Annotated in this window: 15 protein-coding genes; 9 read left to right on the forward strand and 6 right to left on the reverse strand. The window is 66.3% G+C overall.

Annotated features, from left to right (window positions below; translation table 11 throughout):
- The first annotated feature begins 6 nt into the window (after positions 1–6).
- The 6 genes from ACWELJ_RS10055 to ACWELJ_RS10080 all read left to right on the forward strand — a co-directional run bounded on the left by ACWELJ_RS10055 (position 7) and on the right by ACWELJ_RS10080 (position 7,189).
- Positions 7–807 (forward strand): N-acetylmuramoyl-L-alanine amidase, encoded by an 801-nt coding sequence (locus tag ACWELJ_RS10055; protein WP_452365825.1) that lies wholly within the window; start codon positions 7–9, stop codon positions 805–807.
- Between the two features lie 213 nt (positions 808–1,020).
- Complete coding sequence (locus tag ACWELJ_RS10060; RefSeq protein ID WP_452365861.1) at positions 1,021–2,886, forward strand: amino acid transporter; 1,866 nt, start codon at positions 1,021–1,023, stop codon at positions 2,884–2,886.
- A gap of 96 nt (positions 2,887–2,982) precedes the next feature.
- Positions 2,983–3,888 (forward strand): metal-dependent hydrolase, encoded by a 906-nt coding sequence (locus ACWELJ_RS10065; protein WP_452365826.1) that lies wholly within the window; start codon positions 2,983–2,985, stop codon positions 3,886–3,888.
- Positions 3,885–4,997, forward strand: coding sequence for a PDR/VanB family oxidoreductase (locus ACWELJ_RS10070; RefSeq protein WP_452365827.1), 1,113 nt, complete (start codon positions 3,885–3,887; stop codon positions 4,995–4,997). The genes ACWELJ_RS10065 and ACWELJ_RS10070 overlap by 4 nt, the downstream gene beginning before the upstream one ends.
- 24 nt (positions 4,998–5,021) lie before the next feature.
- Complete coding sequence (locus ACWELJ_RS10075; RefSeq protein ID WP_452365828.1) at positions 5,022–6,785, forward strand: SDR family oxidoreductase; 1,764 nt, start codon at positions 5,022–5,024, stop codon at positions 6,783–6,785.
- Between the two features lie 137 nt (positions 6,786–6,922).
- On the forward strand, positions 6,923–7,189 hold the full coding sequence (locus tag ACWELJ_RS10080; protein WP_452365829.1) for a hypothetical protein: 267 nt from the start codon (positions 6,923–6,925) through the stop codon (positions 7,187–7,189).
- Here the strand turns inward: ACWELJ_RS10080 and ACWELJ_RS10085 are convergent.
- Positions 7,186–7,671, reverse strand: coding sequence for a hypothetical protein (locus ACWELJ_RS10085; RefSeq protein ID WP_452365830.1), 486 nt, complete (start codon positions 7,669–7,671; stop codon positions 7,186–7,188). The genes ACWELJ_RS10080 and ACWELJ_RS10085 overlap by 4 nt on opposite strands.
- Positions 7,672–7,802: 131 nt before the next feature.
- Here ACWELJ_RS10085 and ACWELJ_RS10090 point away from each other — a divergent pair, with 131 nt between their 5' ends.
- Positions 7,803–8,105: a hypothetical protein gene (locus ACWELJ_RS10090; protein WP_452365831.1), complete on the forward strand. Its 303-nt coding sequence runs from the start codon at positions 7,803–7,805 to the stop codon at positions 8,103–8,105.
- An 85-nt stretch (positions 8,106–8,190) separates the two neighbouring features.
- Here the strand turns inward: ACWELJ_RS10090 and ACWELJ_RS10095 are convergent, their stop codons facing one another.
- Positions 8,191–9,231, reverse strand: a complete 1,041-nt coding sequence (locus tag ACWELJ_RS10095; RefSeq protein ID WP_452365832.1) for a TerC/Alx family metal homeostasis membrane protein — start codon at positions 9,229–9,231, stop codon at positions 8,191–8,193.
- A 177-nt stretch (positions 9,232–9,408) separates the two neighbouring features.
- On the reverse strand, positions 9,409–9,837 hold the full coding sequence (locus tag ACWELJ_RS10100; RefSeq protein WP_452365833.1) for a nitroreductase/quinone reductase family protein: 429 nt from the start codon (positions 9,835–9,837) through the stop codon (positions 9,409–9,411).
- A 295-nt stretch (positions 9,838–10,132) separates the two neighbouring features.
- On the opposite strand from ACWELJ_RS10100, the gene tnpB reads away from it, so the two are divergent.
- Positions 10,133–11,593 carry an IS607 family element RNA-guided endonuclease TnpB gene (gene tnpB / locus ACWELJ_RS10105; RefSeq protein ID WP_452365834.1) on the forward strand — a complete coding sequence of 487 codons (1,461 nt, stop codon included), beginning with the start codon at positions 10,133–10,135 and terminating at the stop codon, positions 11,591–11,593.
- Between the two features lie 494 nt (positions 11,594–12,087).
- Here tnpB and ACWELJ_RS10110 read toward each other — a convergent pair whose 3' ends face one another.
- A complete protein-coding gene (locus ACWELJ_RS10110) occupies positions 12,088–12,318 on the reverse strand; it encodes a hypothetical protein (protein ID WP_452365835.1) in 231 nt (76 codons plus the stop codon).
- Between the two features lie 301 nt (positions 12,319–12,619).
- On the opposite strand from ACWELJ_RS10110, the gene ACWELJ_RS10115 reads away from it, so the two are divergent.
- On the forward strand, positions 12,620–13,465 hold the full coding sequence (locus ACWELJ_RS10115; RefSeq protein ID WP_452365836.1) for an abortive infection family protein: 846 nt from the start codon (positions 12,620–12,622) through the stop codon (positions 13,463–13,465).
- A gap of 160 nt (positions 13,466–13,625) precedes the next feature.
- Here ACWELJ_RS10115 and ACWELJ_RS10120 read toward each other — a convergent pair whose 3' ends face one another.
- Positions 13,626–14,027: a hypothetical protein gene (locus tag ACWELJ_RS10120; RefSeq protein ID WP_452365837.1), complete on the reverse strand. Its 402-nt coding sequence runs from the start codon at positions 14,025–14,027 to the stop codon at positions 13,626–13,628.
- Between the two features lie 143 nt (positions 14,028–14,170).
- Positions 14,171–15,184, reverse strand: a complete 1,014-nt coding sequence (locus ACWELJ_RS10125) for a hypothetical protein (protein WP_452365838.1) — start codon at positions 15,182–15,184, stop codon at positions 14,171–14,173.
- Between the last annotated feature and the right edge of the window lie 398 nt (positions 15,185–15,582).

A 15,582-nucleotide genomic window follows, 5' to 3' on the forward strand; every position in this document is an offset into this window, starting at 1 on the left:
CGAGGCGTGCGACACCGACACTGGAAGTCCATGGCGGCACTCTGCGGCGCGCTGCTGCTCGCGGGCTGCGTGCAGAGCCAAGCCGTCCCGGTCTCGCAGTCGCGCCCGGCGCAGGACGCCCCCGCGAAAGCGGATCCGCCTGCCCTCCCGGTCATTCCGATCGCGAATCGGACCGTGGTGATCGACCCCGGCCACAATGGCGGCGGCGCGGCCCACGCCGACGAGATCAACGCCACCGTGCCCGACGGGCGCGGCGGCATGAAGCCGTGCAACACCACCGGCACCAGCGGTGCTGACGGCTACACCGAGCACGAATTCAATTGGGCGGTGGCCCAGCTGGTGCGCGATCAGCTCGCCGCCCGCGGCTTCCAGGTGATCATGAGCCGCGACAGCGACACCGGCGTCGGCCCGTGCGTGAACGACCGCGGCACCCTCGGCAATCGGGTCGGGGCGGCGGCGGTGGTCTCCATCCACGCCGACGGCGCACCGGCCGGGGCGCACGGCTTCCACGTCGCCTACTCCTCGCCCGCGCTCAACGACGCCCAGGCCGGGCCGTCGGTGCAGCTGGCCACCCGGCTGCGCGACACCCTGTCCGGGGCGGGCTTCACGCCCTCGACCTACGTCGGCTCCGACGGCTTGAACCCGCGGCCCGACCTGGCCGGGCTGAACTTCTCCGAGCGGCCGACGGCCCTGGTCGAATGCGGCAATATGCGAGATCCCGGCGACGCCGCCCTCATCGAATCACCGGACGGCCGAGCCCGATTCGCGCGGGCCATCGCCGACGCCGTCGCGGCCTACCTCGGCTAGCACACTCCGCTGATCGACTCACGGCGCGGGCTCTGACACTGCCCGGTTCGCCGTGAGTACATTCATCACGTCATTTACGGGATATTTCGGGAAACCGGACCGCAGAGTTCCGGGGAGGACTCCTTGACCACGACCGACGCACGGCCGCGCTCGCGCTTCGCGAACTGGCTATTGGAAGACGCGGGAGAGGACTACTCGCAGATTCCGGGCCCGATGGCCAAGAAGCCGCCCAAGGAGCATCAGCATTCCTGGTGGAAGGTGATGTGCCTGACCGGTGTCGACTACTTCTCGACACTTGGTTACCAGCCGGGCATCGCCGCGTTGGCCGCGGGCGTGCTGTCCCCGCTGGCGACGATCGTGCTGGTGGCGCTCACCCTGCTGGGTGCGCTGCCGGTCTATCGGCGGGTGGCCAGGGAGAGTTTCGACGGCGGCGGTTCGATCGCCATGTTCGCCAAGTTCCTGCCCAACTGGTGGGGCAAGGTCTTCATCCTGGTGCTGCTGGGCTTCGCGGCCACCGACTTCACCATCACCATGACCCTCTCGGCCGCCGACGGCGCGGCCCACATCGTCGAGAACCCGCTGGTGCCGGGATTCCTGCACGACCAGAACATGGTCATCACCCTGGTCCTGCTGGCGCTGCTGGCGGCGGTGTTCCTCAAGGGGTTCAGTGAGGCCATCGGCATCGCGGTCGGGCTGGTCGGCGCGTATCTCGCGCTGAACCTGGTGGTGGCCGTCGTCGGTATCGTCAAGGTGCTGCAGGCTCCGCATCTGGTCACCGACTGGACGCATCTGCTGACGGCCAAGCACGGCAATATCTTCGCCATGATCGGCGTCGCCCTGCTGGTCTTCCCGAAGCTCGCGCTCGGTCTGTCGGGGTTCGAGACCGGTGTCGCGGTCATGCCGCAGATCAAGGGCAATCCGGCCGACTCCAAGGAATACCCGCGTACCCGGATCATCGGCACGCGCAAGCTGCTGACCACGGCCGCGCTCATCATGAGCGGGTTCCTCATCGTGACCAGCTTCATCACCACGATCCTGATTCCGGAGCAGGAGTTCGAGGAGGGCGGTCAGGCCAACGGGCGCGCACTGGCGTACCTGGCGCACGAGTACTTGGGCAATGCGTTCGGCACCGTCTACGACATCAGCACCATCGCCATCCTGTGGTTCGCCGGCGCGTCGGCCATGGCGGGTCTGCTGAACCTGGTGCCGCGCTATCTGCCGCGCTTCGGCATGGCCCCCGAGTGGGCCCGGCAGATCCGGCCGCTGACCCTGGTGTTCGCGCTCATCGCGTTCGCGATCACCTGGTATTTCGACGCGAACGTGGACGCGCAGGGCGCGGCCTACGCGACCGGTGTGTTGGTGCTGATCACCTCGGCGGCCGTGGCGGTGACGATTTCGGCCTGGCGCGAGCGGCAGTATTCGCGGGTGCTGGGCTTCGGCGTGGTGTCGCTGATCTTCGTCTACACCACCATCGACAACATCATCGAGAAGCCGGCCGGTCTGCACCTGGCCATCCTGTTCGTGTTGGCCACACTGGTGGTGTCGTTCGCCTCGCGCATCCGCCGCGCCTTCGAGCTGCGGGCCGTCGAGGTGATCTTCGACGAGAAGGCCTGCGCCATGATCGACCAGCTGGCCGAGCGCGGCGAGATCCGCATCGTCACCCACGACATCACCGATGGCCGCTCGCCGGAGGAGTACCGGGAGAAGGAGGCCGACCAGCGCCGGGAGAGCCACATTCCCGAGAGCGAGCCCATCCTCTTCCTCGAAGTCATCGTGAAGGACCCCTCGGAGTTCAGCACCACGCTGCACGTGACCGAGGTGGATGTGGAGAACTACCACATCCTGACCGTCGAGGCCGCGGCCGTGCCGAACTGCATCGCGTCCATCCTGATCGCCATCCGGGACCGGACCGGGGAGTGCCCGCACGTCTACTTCGAATGGACCGAGGGCAATCCGCTGGTCAATCTGGTGCGGTTCATGTTCTTCGGTGAGGGCGAGGTCGCGCCGGTGACCCGGGAGATCCTGCGCCGGGCCATTCCGCGGCGTTCACAGCGCCCGCATGTGCACGTCGATAGCTGATCGGGACCGAAAAATCTAGCTGTAACTCCTGGTTTCATACATAGGTAGAATGTTGCTACGCTCACGCAGCAAATCGCTACGAGACCAGGAGTACCGATGAAGCTACTTCCGAAGCTGGGCCGCCGAGAGGTGACCGAACCCGGAGAGGTAGCCCTGCATGCCCGCAATGTCCGGTTCGATTGGTCGCGGACCGAACCGGTCTGGATGAAGCAGGAACCGATCGCCTCGCACGTCCTCAACGCCCTGAGCATGCTGCTCCCCGAGGGCGAGCGCATGTTCCTGGTGACCTTCGGGGAAGCCCTCGAACTGGTCAAGGACGAGAAGCTGCGCGAGGCCATGATCGGGTTCATCGGCCAGGAGTCCATGCACGCCGAGAGCCACCACGGGGCGCTCGAGGAGGTGCTGGCCGCGCACGGCATCGATGTCGAGCCGTACGTGCGCCAGGCCGAGTTCCTGTTCCGCAAGACGCTGGGCCCGCGCCAGCTGGGCACCACCGCCGCCCAGCAGCAACAGCTCGTCGAGCGGCTCGGCGTGATCGCCGCGCTCGAGCACTTCTTCGCCTTCCTCGGCGACTGGGTGATCAACGCCGACCTCGAGCGGTTCGACGCCGACCCGCAGATGCTGGATCTGTTCCGCTGGCACGGCGCCGAAGAGGTCGAGCACCGCATGGTCGCCCACGACGTGGCCGAATACTTCGAGATCGGCTACGTGCGCCGCGGCGCGCTCATGCTCATCGTGTTCCCGATCTTCATCGCGCTGCTGCTGCGCGGCACCAAGTTCCTGGTGCACGCCGACCCCACGCTGCCCAACCACCGCTACCCGATGCTGGTCGCCCGGATCTTCGCGGGCATGTGGCGCGGCTCGGTGCCCGGCATCCCGTCGCTGCTGATCAGCGCGCTGTCCACCTTCAAGCCCGGCTACAGCCCCGAGGGTGTCGGCTCCACCGCGCAGGCCGTTGCCTACCTGGCGCAGTCCCCGGCCGCGCGCGTGATGGCTTCGTGAGCGCCGCGATCCGCCCGGTTCCCGTCACGCCGCCGCCGGACCTGTTCGGCAAGGGGCGTGCCGACCGGACCACCCGGGTCCTGGACTTCATCGCCGAGAGTCGTTTGCGCTGGGCTACTTTCGTCAACCGGTACGAACCCGAGGTGCGGGTCGACGCGTGGCGGATTCCGCTGGTGGTCGTCGAACGCCGGGTCGAGGCGCATGACACCGATGTGATCAGCCTGCTGATGACCGCGCCCGACGGGCGGGAACTGCCCGCCTGGCGGCCCGGCGCGCATCTGGACCTGGAACTGCCCTCGGGCAAGGTGCGGCAGTACTCGCTGTGCGGTGACCCGGCCGACCGTCGCTCGTATCGCGTTGCGGTGCGGCGCATTCCGGACGGCAACGGAGGCTCGCTCGAGGTGCACGACGAGGTGCGAGTCGGCACCACGATCACCGTGCGCGGCCCGCGCAACGCCTTCCCGTTCGTGCTGCCCGGCTACGGATCCGCCGCCGCGCGAGTGCATTTCGTGGCCGGCGGCATCGGGATCACGCCGATTCTGCCGATGATCCGGATGGCCGACCGGCTCGGCATCGACTGGACCATGGTGTACGCGGGGCGCTCCCGCGACACCATTCCGTTCCTGTCGGAGGTGGAGTCGTTCGGGTCGCGGGTGACCGTGCGCACCGACGACGAGCACGGCATCCCCACCGCCGCGGACCTGCTGCCCGGCGTCGGACCCGACACCTCCGTCTACTGCTGCGGGCCGGTCGTCATGACCCAGGTCATCGCCGACACCGTGCGCGAGATGCGTGGCGTGGAACTGTATTCCGAACGCTTCTCGCCGCCGCCGGTGGTCGACGGCACCGCCTTCCAGGTGGAGCTGGCCCGCACCGGCGAGGTGCTCGACGTGCCCGCCGACAAGTCGGTGCTCGAGGAAGTGCTCAAAGCCCGGCCGGACAGCTCGTATTCGTGCCGTCAGGGCTTCTGCCGCACCTGCGTGGTGCGGGTGCGCTCCGGCGAGGTCGACCACCGCGACACCGTGCTCACCGACGCCGAGCGCGCGGCCGGCGACATGCTCATCTGTGTATCCCGTTGCGGCGGGGACCGTTTGGTGCTGGACCTCTAGCACCGTCTCAACGAGGAGAAGATCGTGACCGAAGCCACCGTCATCCCCGCCGCCGAGCGCCTGGTGCGCTCGGGCGAATTCGAGATCGCCGTCTACGAATACGGTGAGCCGTCCGCGGAAACCGTTGTGCTGGTGCATGGTTGGCCCGACGACAACCACCTGTGGGACCGGGTCGTGCCACTGTTCGCCGACCGCTTCCACGTCGTCACCTACGACACCCGCGGCCACGGCCGCTCCACCCGCACCGACCGCACCGAGGACTTCCGGCTCGAGCACTTCGCCGCCGACTTCTTCGCCGTCGCCGATGCGGTGAGTCCCGATGCGCCCGTGCACATCCTGGCCCACGACTGGGGTTCGGTGCAGATGTGGGAGGCGGTGTGCGAGCCGCAAGCCGTCGGCCGGGTCGCGTCCTTCACCTCGGTGTCCGGCCCCAACCTCGACCACCTGGGCGCGTGGGTGCGCTCGCGGATGTCGCAGGGCAAGGCGTGGGGGCCGTTCACCCAGCTGCTGTCCTCGCTCTACACCGGTCTGTTCATGACGCCGGGCGTGCCGCGGGTGGTGCTCAAGCCGCTGGGCACCGAGAAGATGTGGTCGCGGTTCGTCGGCCTGATGAACGAGACCTCGCCGGAGAACATCAAGCTGGGACCGGAATTCCGGCGCGACTTCTTCGACGGCATGCGCATCTACCGCGCCAATATCCTGCAGCGCCTGGGCGATCCGCGCGAACGCCGCACCGAGGTGCCGGTGCAGCTGGTCATCGCGCGCCGCGATGTGGCGGTGCGGCCCGCGGGCTACGCCGACACCAAGGAATACGCGCCGAACCTGTACCGGCGTGAGGTCGGCGGCGGGCACTGGCTGCCGTTCTCGCACCCCGAACTGCTGGCCACCTCGACCATCGAGCTGATCGACTCGCTGCGCACCGGCGACACGCCCCGCACCCTGCGCCGGGCCGAAGTCGGTTCGGAACAGCGGCCTTTCGACCACCAGCTGCTGGTGATCACCGGCGGCGGCAGCGGCATCGGCCGCGAGACCGCCCTCGCCTTCGCGCGCAAGGGCGCCGAGGTCGTGCTCTCCGATATCAACCTGGACTCGGCCAAGGAGACCGCGGACCTCATCGCCGGGATCGGCGGTGTCGCGCACGCCTACCAGCTCGACGTGTCCGACGCCGAAGCCGTCACCGAGCACGCGAACGCGGTCATCGCCGCCCACGGCGTGCCCGACATCCTGATCAACAACGCCGGCATCGGCGCGGCGGGCGACTTCTTCGACACCTCCGCCGCCGAATTCAACCGGGTTCTCGATATCAACCTGCACGGAGTCATCAACGGCTGCCGCGCCTTCGGCAAGGCCATGGCCGACCGCGGCCTCGGCGGCAATATCGTCAACCTCTCGTCGATGGCCGCCTACACCCCGCAGCGTGGCTTCGCCGCCTACTCCACCTCCAAGTCCGCGGTCTTCATGTTCTCCGACTGCCTGCGCGCCGAACTGGCGGGTCACGGCATCGGCGTGCAGACCATCTGCCCGGGCATCGTCCACACCAATATCGTTGCCAACACCCGGTTCTCGGGTGTGTCCGCCGAGGAAGAGGCTGCCAAGCAGCAGCGCTACGACAAGCTGTACGCGGCCCGCCGCTACGGCCCGGAGAAGGTCGCCGAGCAGATCGTCAAGGCCGTCGAGAACGGGCGCGACGTAGTGCCGGTGACGCCGGAAGCCTGGCTGCAGTACCGCTTCAACCGATTCGCCCCCGCGGTGGCCCGCTTCTTCGCGGCGCGGGTCAAGCTGACGTAGGGAGTACCCACTGCCGAAGGGGCCCACACCGACGATGGGTCCCTCGGTAAAAGCGCTTGTCGGACCGGATTTCCCCGCGTAGCTTTCGGCTCAGCCTCGCAGCCACAGGGGCTGCGGGACGGGGGAGGAGGCCGACGATGGTCGCTATCGGATTCATTGTCGTCATCATCGTGTTCACGCTGGTCGCCGTGTCGGTGGTCACCAAACTGGGCGAACGCGATCGATCGCGCGTACGACGCGGCAGGGGCTGGGACTCCGGCTCCAGCGGCGGCTACTGGGGCGGCGACTCCGGCGACAGCGGGGGCGGAAGCCACGGCCACCACGGTTGCGGGGGCGGGCACAGCGGTTGCGGCGGTGGCAGCAGCTGCGGTGGCGGCGGGTGCGGCGGAGGCGGCGGCAACTAGCCCGCCCGCAGCGCCGCCTCGATCGAGTGGACCCGCTCGGTGGGGATACCCCACGGATGGTCCACTCCCACAACGCTGTCCAGGTCCCACAGCACGCATTCCTCGCCCGGCCGCGCTACGAACGACCAGGCGACCACGGTGCGCCCCAACTGCTCCGCCATCGGGTCCCCGGAGCCGGTGCCCTCCCCGTCCGGGAAATGGTGCAGGAACCGCCCGTACGCGTCATCACAAAGCCGCGCATACCGTTTCGTGCACAGAATGAGCCCGTGCCAGGCCTCATCCACCGCGTGCGACGGCATCCCGATCACCCGATCGTCGCGCATCGCCGCGCCGCAACACCGCAACCACTGCCGCAAACCGGTCTCCACCAGCTCCCGCGGCTGCCACGGGCAGGTCTTGAACACCGCCTCCGGAAGCTCCAGCGCGTCGACCACCCGATTGACCTGCTCGATGCTCGGACGCCGAGAACGGTTCAGCAACATGGCTACACGTTACGTCCAATCCCGCGCCTGGGCAGGGCCCGATAAATAGGTTGGTCGAAGCGGTTCCCGGAGCGTACTTTCGGCCGTATCTCGCGGTCACGGCTGCCACGAGACGGGGGAGGAGGCCGGCGATGATCGGCACGATAATTTCCGTGATCCTGTGCATCGGGTTCGTCAGCGTGCTGATTTACGGGGTGGCATCGGGCATCCGCGCCGATATCGAGGCCAAGCGCCGAACGGAGCGGTGGCGGGCAGGCGGCGGCCGGTTCCGTGGCGCGATCTACGGTTCCGGTGGCGTGATCAATGGCGGAGCGAGCGGCGACGGCGGCTCCGCCGGGTGCGGCGGCGGGCACAGCGGGTGCGGTGGTGGCGGCTGCGGCGGCGGAGGGGGGTGCGGTGGCGGCGGCGGAGGGTGCGGCGGTGGCGGCGGTTAGTCCGGCGACGTCCACCGCTCGATCGATCCTATCGAGCGGTGGACGCCGGAATCGGTTCAGCAGCATCGGTTTACGCCGCGCCGGCTCACTGCACGTCGGCTACGGCTGCCTGCTCGTCGTCGCCGCGGGTGGCGTAGATGCTGGTGAGGGTGACGGTCGCCAGCACCACCACGATCACCGCCAGGGAGGCGGCGGTCGGGATGGTGGGAACGCCACTCCAGATGCCGTGGGCCCAGTGCAGGACCAGCTTCACGCCGATGAAGGCGAGGATGGCGGCCAAGCCGTAGGCCAGGTGCACGAGGCGGGACAGGGCGGCGTGCAGGACGAAATACAGTGCGCGCAAGCCGAGTAGCGCGAAGGCGTTGGTGGCGAAGACCAGGAACGGGTCGCCGGTGACGCCGTACACCGCGGGGACCGAGTCGACCGCGAAGACGATATCGGTGGCCATGACCGCGGCCACCACCAGGGCGAGCGGGGTGAGGGCGCGGCGGAGCGTGCCGGGCCGGTCCGGGTCGGCTTCCTTCACGACCATCTTGGTGCCGCGGTAATCGTCGGTGACCGGCCAGATGCGGCGCAGCAGCCGCACCGACTTCATGCTGGATACGTCCAGCTCCTGCTCGTGTCCGCCGGCCGCGTCGGCCAGCAGCTTCAGCGCGGTGACCAGCAGGATCAGGCCGAACAGCAGGAACGCCCAGTCCAGGGTGGCCAGGGCGGCCGCGCCGAGGGCGATGAAGATGCCGCGCAGCACCAGCGCGCCCGCGATGCCGTACAGCAGCACCCGCTGGGCCAGCGCCGCCGGGACCGCGAACGCCGACAGCAGCAGCATGAAGATGAACAGGTTGTCCACCGACAGCGACTTCTCCAGCAGGTAGCCGGTGAAGAACTCCATCGCCGGGGCGCCGCCGTTGTTGAACCACAGGAACACGCCGAACGCCACCGGCAGGGCGATGTAGAAGGCCGTCCAGCCGAGGGCCTCCCACATGGATACCTCGTGCGGGCGGCGGGTGAGCGTGAAATCGAGAACCAGCAGCGCCAGCACCGCGGCGATCGTCCCACCCCACAACCAGGGCGTTCCGATGCTGTCGATGACGGGGGTAGCGGCTAGAAGAGTGGGGGTAGCACTCATGGGACCTCCTCGGACATGGCAAACCAGCCGAGGTCTCCTTCACCCGCGGATACCGTGGGCAACCACCCGGGGGACGCGACGGCGCGGCCCGTACTGACCGGAATGGTTCGTGGGAAGTACTCCCCTCTGCCCAGCAGGGTAGCCGACCCTTAGCGGCCCGGTCCAGCTGCCCGCGTGTCAGCGCGGTGTGAGCACCACCACCGCGATCGGCCGCGACGTCATGGTCTGATACTGCGTATAGCGGCCCTTGTTCACCTTGTCGGCCAGCTGGAACCGGCGCGCGTAGTCCGGATTATTCGGATAGATGGCGGTGGCCGTGACCGGAATCCGCTCGGTCCCGATCTGGATCACACACTCCGGCCGCGCCTTCACATTCGCCAGCCACCCCGGCGGCCGCGGCGACCCGCCATTGGAAGCGGTCACCAGATAGCTCCGGCCGTCCTTGGCATAGGTCAGCGCGTTCGTGCGCTCCTGACCGGTCTTCCGCCCAACGGTCCGCAGCAACAGCGTCGGATTCCCGAACAACAACTTGTGCCCGATCGCCCCATGGCTGTTCTCGTAGATCCACTGATGCGCCTTCAGCACGTTCCCGAACAGACTCGACATCCTGTGCCTCCCTGCCGTTGGTGGTCACCTCAGATTAACGCTTCGCGACCAGGTCACGATCTGGTGGATACGTTCCTGGAGCCGGTTCCGTCCGGAACTCGAAAACCACTCGACAACAATATGATTCACCCCACCGCCACCCCGAAGCCCCCGTCGCCGGCCCCCTCCTAGAGTTCGTCTTCGGCATCCTCTACTACCAGCTCGAACTCAACAAGATCGCCGACGGCCCTGCCTGAGCCGCTGCCGGTCCTGCCTTGCGGCCGCGAGGCGGGGCTACTTGTCGGACCTTGCTGTCATGATCGGCGTCATGGTTCACCAGGACGGCTGGATCGCTCGGGCATATCGCTATGCCCTCGATCCGACGTCCGCCCAAGTCGAGGCTTTGGAATCTCACTGCGGTGCCGCCCGATTCGTTTACAACCACATGCTGACCTGGGTAACAGCCGTGATGGATCAGCGCAACGCGGAACGGTCCTACGGAATATCCAGCGAAGCGCTGACTCCGGGAGTGAGTTGGTCCCTTCCCTCCCTTCGCAAGATTTGGAATCAGCGGAAGAACGACGCAGCCCCGTGGTGGCCGGAAAACAGCAAGGAGGCATACAACTCCGGGCTCGCCGCATTGGCGGACGGCCTAGACATCTGGTCGAAGTCACGCCAAGGTGAGCGTGCCGGGAGCGCCGGGTTCCCTCGTTTCAAATCCAAACACCGTGCGGCCCGGTCCGTTCGATTCACAACCGGTGCGATCAGAGTCGAACCTGATCGTCACCATGTGACCTTGCCCAGACTGGGAAGGATCCGTACCCACGAATCGACACGGAAACTCGGTCGCAGGCTCGAACAGGGATCGGCGAGGATCCTGTCGGCCACCGTGCGCTGTGACGGCGGCCGCTGGTTCTGCTCGTTTCATGCCCTCGTCAGGCCCAAACCGTCTGTGGCCAAGGCACGGTCCCGTGACCCGGTCATCGGTATCGACGTAGGTGTCCGCGATCTGCTGGTGATGGCCACACCCGATGGAGCGGAGGTCGGTCGTGTCACCGCGCCCCGACCGCTCCGCGCTGCGCAGGCCAGGCTGTGCCGACTGCAACGTCGCGCAGCTCGCCGCCGAGGTCCGTGGGACAGTCGCGCGGCGGCACCACGGACGCCCTCCCGGCGTTGGCGGCAAGCTCAGCGGACGATCGCGAAAACTCATGCGCGCGTGGCCAATCTTCGCCGAAACGCCATTCACCAAGCGACAACGGAACTCGTCCGCAAGCACGACGTCCTCGTGGTGGAGCATCTGAACCTGGCCGGTATGAACCGTCGGGGCGGGAGTCGCAAACGTGGACTGAACCGGGCAATCGGCGACGCAGCTTTGGGACGGGTCCGTTCAATCCTCGAGTACAAGGCCAATTGGTCCGGCCGCACGGTCCTGGCCGCGGACCGCCACTATCCGTCGACCCAACTGTGTTCCGGTTGCGGAGCGAGAACCAAGCTCCCGCTCTCCGAACGCACCTACCGCTGCCATCCCTGCGGTCTGGTCATCGACAGGGACCTCAACGCGGCGATCAACCTCGCCCGCCTCGGCGTCATGCCCCATCGGGGTTCGAGGACCGGTACCGGGAGCAGCCCGGCCGCCAGCGTTCCGGCTGGAAAAGGACGTGGAGCCGTCCACAAGACCTTCGCCGCCCGAACGGCGGCGAAGGCAGGAGGCTACGAAGCGTCTACCCGACCCGATGTCGTCTCCGGACGCCATGGGACCGGGACTGCCGCCTCGTAAGGGGCGGCCATCGGTGCTGAATATTTGTAGAACCTCAGCATCGGTGGCGGCGGTAGCTCAGTCGGTTGCCGGGCTGAAGCCGTAGCGCAGCAGGGATTCAAGTAGGCGGTCGTTTGACACGCGCGGCGGTCCACGCGGGGCCGCGTCGCCACGCCACCCGCGCCAGCACCCTCGGAGCCCGCGCTGGTCATCGCCGCCCCGGCTCGGGGCCGCGATCTGGCCCATCGGCCTGTTGCCGCGATCACCGTGGACTTCGACCTACCGAATTACAAGGTGCAGCGGCTGGCCAGAACCTACGGGGAAGACCGCGACCGGAGAGCCCACCAGGACCAGTCGATCTTGTTCGACTGAACGCTCAAGACACAACCGAATAGTAATCGAGCGGAGTCCGTGCCTGTCATTACCAGGCACGGGCTCCGCCCCATTTTCTACCAGGCCCGGCGGCCATGCCCCTGCCGGGCCACGACGCCCACTGCGCTCGGTCGCGGATTCGGTCAAGCGAGCTTGCGGAGGCCGGCGTCCGATGGTGAGCCCGGGACCACCCTGTAGGTGAAAAGTACCTGGTCAGGTTTGTTGATGATGTCGAGTCGTTCGCTGTGGAGCACGATTTCGCCGACCAGCGCGCCGCACCGCTCGTCCGGCTTCCAGACGGTGTGTTCAGAGATCGGGTGCGGACATCGGTCACAGACCACGGGTTGAGTCCACTGCCGGCCGAGCTCGCTCATGACCAGCAACCATTGACGATCAACCGCGCTGCACCTCGGATCCGACCCCGGCGCGTTCTGCTGGCCTGCCCGGCTGGAACGTGCAGGTCGCGGCGTGGGCAAATGCGCGTCGGGTCGTTGCGAACAGCCAAGAAGCCGTCGGTGACCAGGAGCATTGTGCCATAGCAGCGAAACGGGGTCTCGACCAGTGAGATAAGTTGCCGGACATGATGATCCGATGGTGGCAGGTATGACCCAGCCAGCACGTGACTTGGTGAACCTACGCGCCCGAGAAGCTGTGCGGGATGTGACGAGCGGGACTGTGCTGCGCGACATCGACGACATGTGGCAAGACGAGCTCTTCGCTCCGCCCGCCGAGGACCCCGAGCCCGTGGGCGGTCAGCGCGTGACCCGGTTCCAGGGCTACCTCGACCAGGTCGATTGGACCGATCCCGGGCACGTCGCTCGGGCGATACGGGTCTTCGAAGTCGCGATCCGGCATCTGTTCTTCCACCCGGACACCCCCGAATGGGATCCCTCCGACCTCATCGAACGGCTTCGCCGGCTCTTCGCCCGCGACGGCTACACGATCGACGAGTCAGGCCGGTTCTTGGGGGGACGTTCGATCGTGCTCCAGTCCGCGGACCTGGCAGATCTGCGCGACACGACTGTGATCTTCGAGCATCTCGAGCGGATCGAGCACGCTGTCGTTCGCGCTGACCCGGCACTGGCGATCGGCTCAGCGAAAGAGCTCGTCGAAAGCACGGCCAAACTGGTTCTGCGTGAGCGCGACCAGGAGTTTGACAGTGGGTACGACCTGCCGAAACTGGTGAAAATAGCCGAAGAGTCCTTGCACCTCCATCCCGCCCAGAACCGTCAGGACCCTGACGGGACGCAGACGATCCGCAAGGTCCTCGGAGCAGCGCTGACAATCACCAGCGGGATCGCCGAGCTACGCAACGACTACGGCACCGGCCACGGGCGAGACACCGCCCCGGCCGGGCTGGGCCCACGCCATGCCCGGCTCGCCGTCAACGCGGCCCGATTGTGGTGCCAGTTCATGCTCGACACCCTCGGTGATCCGAAGGCGCCGTGGCAGAAGACCGCGACAAACCCCGCACCCGGTCAGGAGCGACGAACACCTGGGAGTGCCGACGTCAAGCTGTAGGTTCCGGCACGAGGCAGCCGACAGCTTGTACATGTTCGGGCCTGAGTGGGACCGACATCGCGGATGACCTTCGCCAACGGGCAGACGCGATGGAGAGGCACTGGCCAGCTGGCGGAGGTTGGCTGGTTCGAACAGGCTTGTAAGCGGTATGAGCGGATGTTCATCCGAGGCTTTCACGTTCTGCAAGGAATCGATCGAGCAGGTCGAACAACACCTCGAGGATCCGGAGTTCCTCCTCGGGACTGAGATCTGTGTCAGAGTCCCGTTCGGGCAAGGCGATCTGCTTGATCACGCCCGGCCAGGTGAAGTTGCTCTCGCGTCGGAGGTGGTTGGCGAGAAGCCAGTCGCGAAAGCCGTGCAGCCCCTGGCCACCCGACCGTCGCACGGCGTAGTCGTAACCGTCGAGGAAGCACGTCACACCTCGAACGGTTGTGAAGCCGATGTATATGCCTGGGCGCGAGGCAAATTGCAGTAGGTATTCGCGTTCGGTGACGTTGTTCGGGTCCAACGGCTTCCATTCCTCGCCACGCCTCCACCTGGTGGCGTGTGCATCGAGGTCCACGGGTTTCTCCATTCCGCTACTTCATCACGCCTACGGCGATCGTGGATGCACATGTTCGCCTGTGCCGGCCCCACCCGAGTCGAAGCGCACCAAACTCGGCGTGAGCGGACATGCTCCGGCGCAGCCTGGTGGTCGACTGGTGACTAGTCGTGGTCTCCGGATTTTCCTTTGCCGCTGGTGGTTTGGCCGAAGAAGAACCCCAAGATCAGCAAGACCATGCTCGTAAGGACCTCCGGCACAACGGTGTGGAGGAACATCGCGACAACGAGAACGACGCTAAACCCGAGCAGCAAGATTCCACCGACCAAGACTGCGACTGGTTCGCGCTGGAGGAGACTCCACCACATCTCCCACTTCTTTCTCTGCGCTTCGATCTTGCGCATCTCTAGAAGTCCGTCGTCAATCGGCGTGTGAAGCTTGGCGTCGAGATCATCAAGGCGCTTCGTCATTGTCGCTGCAAGCTCTGACACCAGGTGCTGTGTCTTAGGGTCTGCAACCGAGGCTTTGACGGCGTCCTCGAACTCATCAACTGCTTCGTGTCTAGCCAGCGTGGAGATTCGGGCTGTCACGTCCATCCTACGTTCGCGGACCCGGCGCAAGAATGGAGACCAAGAACCGAAAGTTCCGTCAGGCATTTGATACTCGGTCCCCGCGCGAGATTTTGCCGTCTCACCGATGGTCTTCAATCTGTCGAGAACGTCATTCAGCTCCGCAAGCGTAAGGTTGCTGAGGTCGCGGGGAATCCCCGCTAGTTCTAGCAAGGCATTTGCCTGCTCTCTTGAGACAACGGTAGGTGTCTTCACGTAGTAGACGGCACCGTCTGCACCGATCAGTGGTGTGCCTTGGATCGGTTCATGATCGCTTGCCACGGTGCGGTTCTCCCTGACTCTGAGTCGATTGCGTCGGTGCGAGGCTGCGGCCGTTCGCCTCGGATTTGCGGGACTGTGGAAAGGCGGGCCGGTCCCTTTCGGTGAATCCAGCGGGGGGGTGGCCTGTCGCTCACATACAGTCCGCGTCCACAAAGTGTGGTCGGACTTGCCTTTGTCGCTGCCGGTTTGGCCGATGAAGAACCCCAAGATCAACAGGAACGCGCTCGACACGATCTCCGGCACTGGGGTATAGGTGTCGAGCGAGGTCTCCAGTTCGTCGATGGACATGTTCTTGACATCTTCGCGGAATCCAGCTGCTCTGAGTAGCCGACTGAGCCGGTCTTGCTGGTGACGAATCTTCTACCTCGACGAAGAGCCGTGGTGTACTTCCGTCACCGTGCAAAACCCAATCCATCTTGGGCATGCTCAGCTGTTCCTCCCCTATCCGACAGGCGTCAGTCGCGGACGTCACGAGGCTACGGGAACGCGCTCATGACGACGTGGAGTCGATGCTTGTTGGCAGCACCCAACGTCGGACTGTTCTGTCGCTCTTGCCAAGCCGGCGGGCGCCTTAACGGTAGGAGGCAGTCTCGGCAAGGAGATCTCGGGTGCGAGGCGCATAGGTCGGCCTCATCGTCCGGTGGTGGGTAGTGGCTCGGGGTGCCGCGAGGGTGCGGAGTCTGCGG

The organism is Nocardia sp. NPDC004582 (genome assembly GCF_053602115.1).

Bases quoted from the DNA above. Each gene is read 5' to 3' on its own strand.
- ACWELJ_RS10085 (WP_452365830.1), bottom strand. From the start codon at position 7,671: ATGTTGCTGAACCGTTCTCGGCGTCCGAGCATCGAGCAGGTCAATCGG.
- ACWELJ_RS10125 (WP_452365838.1), bottom strand. From the start codon at position 15,184: ATGTCCATCGACGAACTGGAGACCTCGCTCGACACCTATACCCCAGTG.
- ACWELJ_RS10095 (WP_452365832.1), bottom strand. From the start codon at position 9,231: ATGAGTGCTACCCCCACTCTTCTAGCCGCTACCCCCGTCATCGACAGC.
- tnpB (WP_452365834.1), top strand. From the start codon at position 10,133: ATGATCGGCGTCATGGTTCACCAGGACGGCTGGATCGCTCGGGCATAT.
- ACWELJ_RS10100 (WP_452365833.1), bottom strand. From the start codon at position 9,837: ATGTCGAGTCTGTTCGGGAACGTGCTGAAGGCGCATCAGTGGATCTAC.
- ACWELJ_RS10110 (WP_452365835.1), bottom strand. From the start codon at position 12,318: ATGAGCGAGCTCGGCCGGCAGTGGACTCAACCCGTGGTCTGTGACCGA.
- ACWELJ_RS10080 (WP_452365829.1), top strand. From the start codon at position 6,923: ATGGTCGCTATCGGATTCATTGTCGTCATCATCGTGTTCACGCTGGTC.
- ACWELJ_RS10090 (WP_452365831.1), top strand. From the start codon at position 7,803: ATGATCGGCACGATAATTTCCGTGATCCTGTGCATCGGGTTCGTCAGC.
- ACWELJ_RS10065 (WP_452365826.1), top strand. From the start codon at position 2,983: ATGAAGCTACTTCCGAAGCTGGGCCGCCGAGAGGTGACCGAACCCGGA.
- ACWELJ_RS10060 (WP_452365861.1), top strand. From the start codon at position 1,021: ATGGCCAAGAAGCCGCCCAAGGAGCATCAGCATTCCTGGTGGAAGGTG.